Annotated in this window: 4 protein-coding genes; 3 read left to right on the top strand and 1 reads right to left on the bottom strand. The window is 41.6% G+C overall.

The features are described 5' to 3' along the window. The coding region (locus ACH2DQ_RS07930) for an ABC-F family ATP-binding cassette domain-containing protein (protein ID WP_395026265.1) at window positions 1-1,063 on the top strand (1,063 nt) is incomplete at its 5' end. Between the two features lie 89 nt (window positions 1,064-1,152). Continuing rightward, a complete protein-coding gene (locus ACH2DQ_RS07925; RefSeq protein WP_394912333.1) occupies window positions 1,153-3,126 on the top strand; it encodes a putative bifunctional diguanylate cyclase/phosphodiesterase in 1,974 nt (657 codons plus the stop codon). A 48-nt stretch (window positions 3,127-3,174) separates the two neighbouring features. On the opposite strand, the gene ACH2DQ_RS07920 is transcribed toward ACH2DQ_RS07925, so the two are convergent. Further along, window positions 3,175-3,450, bottom strand: a complete 276-nt coding sequence (locus ACH2DQ_RS07920) for a GNAT family N-acetyltransferase (protein WP_394912332.1) — start codon at window positions 3,448-3,450, stop codon at window positions 3,175-3,177. Window positions 3,451-3,687: 237 nt separating this feature from the next. Here ACH2DQ_RS07920 and ACH2DQ_RS07915 point away from each other — a divergent pair. Beyond that, a partial coding sequence (locus ACH2DQ_RS07915) for a C1 family peptidase (RefSeq protein ID WP_395026262.1) occupies window positions 3,688-4,331 on the top strand: 644 nt, incomplete at its 3' end.

The following is a 4,331-nucleotide window of genomic DNA, read 5'->3' as shown; positions in this document are numbered from 1 at the left end:
GCTGAGCGGGGGACAGCGGGCCAAGGTAATTTTGGCAAAATTATTGTTAGCTAAGCCGGAGGTTCTTCTTTTGGATGAGCCGACTAACTTTCTGGATAAAGAGCATGTGGATTGGCTGTCTGAGTTTCTGTGCAGCTTTGAAGGGGCATATGTGGTGGTATCCCATGATTTTGAATTTTTAGAGAAAGTAACTACGGGAATTCTAGATATAGAATTTGGTACAGTGCGTAAATACAATGGAAGCTACCTGAAGTTCCTGGATCAGAAGGTACATCTCAGAGAGGATTATATCCGTCAGTATCATGCACAGCAGCGGAAAATTGAAAAGACGGAAGCGTATATCCGAAAAAATAAAGCCGGAGTAAATGCAAAAATGGCAAGGGGAAGGCAGAAACAACTGGACCGTCTGGAGCGTATTGCACCGCCCAACTTTACTACTAAGCCTGTGATACAGTTTCAGGAGACGGAGATCTCTCCTGGCAAGGCGCTTACGGTTTCCAATCTGGAAATCGGATATTATTATCCGCTGTTGTCTAAAATCAGTTTTGTTGTCAACGGTGGACAGAAGCTTGTAATTACCGGATTTAACGGAATCGGCAAATCCACGCTGTTAAAGACATTGATTGGAAAAATACCTAAATTAGCAGGCGGTTTCAAGTTTTTAGACCAGGTAAAGATTGGATATTATGAACAGGATCTGAGGTGGGAAGATCCAAACAGAACCCCGCTTCAGATTATTTCAGATCGGTATCCATCAATGAAAAATAAAGAAGTTCGTAAGGCACTGGCACGTTGTGGAGTAAAAGAAGAACATGTGCTTAGGGGGATTGAATCTTTAAGCGGCGGTGAGCAGTCTAAGGTTAAGCTTTGCAGACTTCTCCTATCCCCGTGTAATTTTCTGATTATGGATGAACCAACAAACCATCTGGATCAGGATGCCAAAGAAGCGCTGAAAGAAGCCCTGATGAAATTTGAAGGAAGTGTCATTCTGGTTTCCCATGAGGAAAAATTTTACAGGGGATGGACCGATAAAATACTGGATATTGAAAAAGAGATTTTGTGAAAAAGAATGTCCCATTTACAGGTAAGTATGTTATAATTAGTAGGCATATGGCAGACTATAAAAGCGGATATTTTAAGGAGAAGGCATAAATGGCGAAGTGGGATTCTGAACGTATTGTAGATAATATGGATGCATTTGTCTATGCGGTACGTTGTGATACACATCAGTTTTTATATACAAATAGAGTGTTAAGGGAGAAATTTCCGAATTTACAAAAGGATATCACCTGCCATAAATTATTTTTTGGCAGTGAAGAGGTCTGCAGCGATTGTCCGGCGGAGAAAATCGGGCATGGAAAGAAGAATGTACGGTCTGTTATGTGGATGGAAAACCTGCAGCAGTGGCTTCAGCTGGATTATAGTGATTATCAGGATGAAGAACTGGGAAAGTGCGTTATATGTACCGGTGTTGATATTACCAGTGTAAAAGAGTCTGTCCGCATGACCAGAACCGTTCTGGATGGGATTCATGCGGCGGCATATACGGTCAGGATGGAAGACTTCAGGATCAGTTTTATCAATCAGGAACTGCGCAATATGCTGCCGGATATTCAGGAAAATGATTACTGTTATCAGGCACTTTGGGATAATCAGAAACCCTGCAGCCATTGCCCGATACCCCATCTGAATGCGGAGAATCCCAGCTGGAAAATGGAGATATATAATGAAAAACTGAAAAAACATCTGAGTATTGACAGTGTAAGAGTAATTGGCTCTGATGCAAAGCCGGTGGCTATTTTTACTGGTTACGATATTTCCAAACGCATAGTTTATGAAAATCAGCTGAAAGCTGCGGTAGTTAATGATATGCAGCTAGGGATTAAAAACAGGACGGCATTTATGGAAGATCTGTCTTTCATGTTCCGAAAAGGAGAAAGCGGCTGTGTCTGTATTTTAAATATGAAAAATTTTAATAATTATAATCTTGTCTTTGGAAGGCATCAGGGGGACGAACTTCTGAAATTGTTAGTGAAGAGATGTGCTGACATATTCCCGGTGGAACAGTTATACCGTGTCGGTGGAGCGAAATTTGCATTTCTGGCATCCTGTGAGCGGCAATGTGAAGTGATCCGGGAGAAAATTGTCAGTGCTGTTCATAGTGAGGCACATAAAACAAGTCAGAATTTCCGGCTGTTTATAGATGTAGTTTTAATCGAGTTTCCTCAATATGCATGGAATCCTGAAATGGTGATACATAATGCGGAGTACATGCTGTCTAAGGCAAAGAAAACGGAGTCCAGCGAAGTACTGTATTTTAGAAAATCGGAACAGTTGCAATTGGAGAGAAAGAACCTGATTGCAGGAGTTATTCGTGAAAAGGCGGCAGAAAGATCTTTTGAAGTATTTTATCAGCCTATTTATGGGGTAGAATCTGGCAGATATACAAAGTGTGAAGCACTTTTAAGGATGAAGGATCAAAAGCTGGGCTGGATTCCGCCGACAGAATTTATCCCCATCGCAGAGCAGAGCGGGTTGATTAATCAGCTTGGGGCGTTTGTTTTAGAAGCAGCATGTAAGATGATTGCCCACAGGGAAAAAAGGAAGCTTTTGCCTATACAGATTAATGTGAATGTGTCTACGGTGCAATTTTCCAAAAGCACCTTTTATGACGATGTGACACATGTAATTCAAAAATATCATATAGATCCTTCACTGATCCAGCTGGAAGTTACCGAGAGCATTATTATTAATTCTTTTGAATATATCATAAATATTATGCGGCGGTTAATCGAGTTTGGAGTATCCTTTGCCATTGATGATTTTGGAACGGGGTATTCCAGCCTGAGCTATATCGGAACCCTTCCGGTAGAAAGCATTAAATTAGACAAAAGTTTTGTAGATAAGATAGCAGAATCAGAAGTTTATCTTCTGATTGTGAAAAATGTAATAGAAATTGCAAGGGGATTGCAGTTTCAAATTGTGGCAGAAGGAGTGGAAAGCAGAAAACAATATGAGATATTGAAGCGCCTGGATTGTGATTATATTCAGGGTTATTATTTTTCCACTCCTCTGCCGCCTGAAGAATTTGAACAGTTTTTAGAGAACGAAACGGTTCATGTGTAAATTCGTGAAATGTTTTGTAATAAAGAACATTTTATTATAAGGTCATTTTTATTTCAAAAGCTCCTTATATTCCGGATGTTTGGAAAACCAGTTCTGGGCATAGGAGCAGGTGAGCACCGCTTTTTTCTTTTCACAGCGGAGGTGTTCAGCAAGAGCCAGCATAAGCTGACCGGCAATGCCCTGGCCCTGAAGGGATTCATCGACGAAGGTATGGTTTACCTCAACGGTATTTTCGTCTATATCAGGAAAAGTAACTTCTGCCAGCATCTTTTGACTGGTGGTATTGTGTAAGGAAATTTGATTTTTCTGAAACGTAAAGTTCATGATAATTGCACTCCTTTCCAGATCATGCTGGATCATCTGCTTTGGTTGCAGCCCACTGTGCCTCTGCTTTAAAGGTGCACGTCAGGCACTTTGTGCAAAGTCATTATGCAATGCCATATTTACAGAAAGTATGATCAAACACGCTCTTGAGATCAATGTTTGTAAATCAAAGGTATCAATATTATGTACAGAAGTTTAGCATAGAATACATGGAAAAGCAACAAGGTGGAGATAGATATGTTAAAAAAGAAAGCGATCATTTTTTGGGGAATACTGATTATTTTATTTCAGTTCCCGGTTACGGTTTATGCGTCCCAGAATGTGGACAGGGGAGTGGATTATATCAAAGGACGTCCACTCACAGAAGCTGAAATCCAGGCTCAAAGGGAGATGGAGCCAGAATTAAAGGAACTGGCGCCTTACAATATACCGGAGAGCGAAAGTTCGGCGGCGCCCAGAGCAAGAATGGCGCTTCCAACAGCTTATGATTCCAGAAATAGGGGATATATCACTTCGGTAAAAGATCAGAATCCATGGGGAGCCTGCTGGGCATTTGCATTCCAGGGAACGCTGGGAGCTTCCTTAATAAAAGATGGGTGGAGTGCCGGACTGGATTTATCTGAACAGCACCTGGGATACTTTACCTATTACCGGACGGCAGATTTATTTGGGAACACGGCAGGCGATCAGGTACAGATTTACCTCAGGCAGAATGTGGACAAGGGGTATCTGGATTTTGGCGGAAATGCTCAGTGGGCTGTGATGGCTATGAGCAGCTGGACAGGTGCGGCGGATGAATCGGTATCGGTTTATCCAAGAACTTCGGCATCCATGCGGCCATTAAATAATGCAGTTGCCTATCAGGATATAGTGCATTTGCA

The sequence above is a fragment of the Robinsoniella sp. genome (assembly GCF_034124845.1).
Note: the sequence above shows the minus strand (reverse complement) of the source record. Positions and strands in the feature narration are given on the sequence as shown.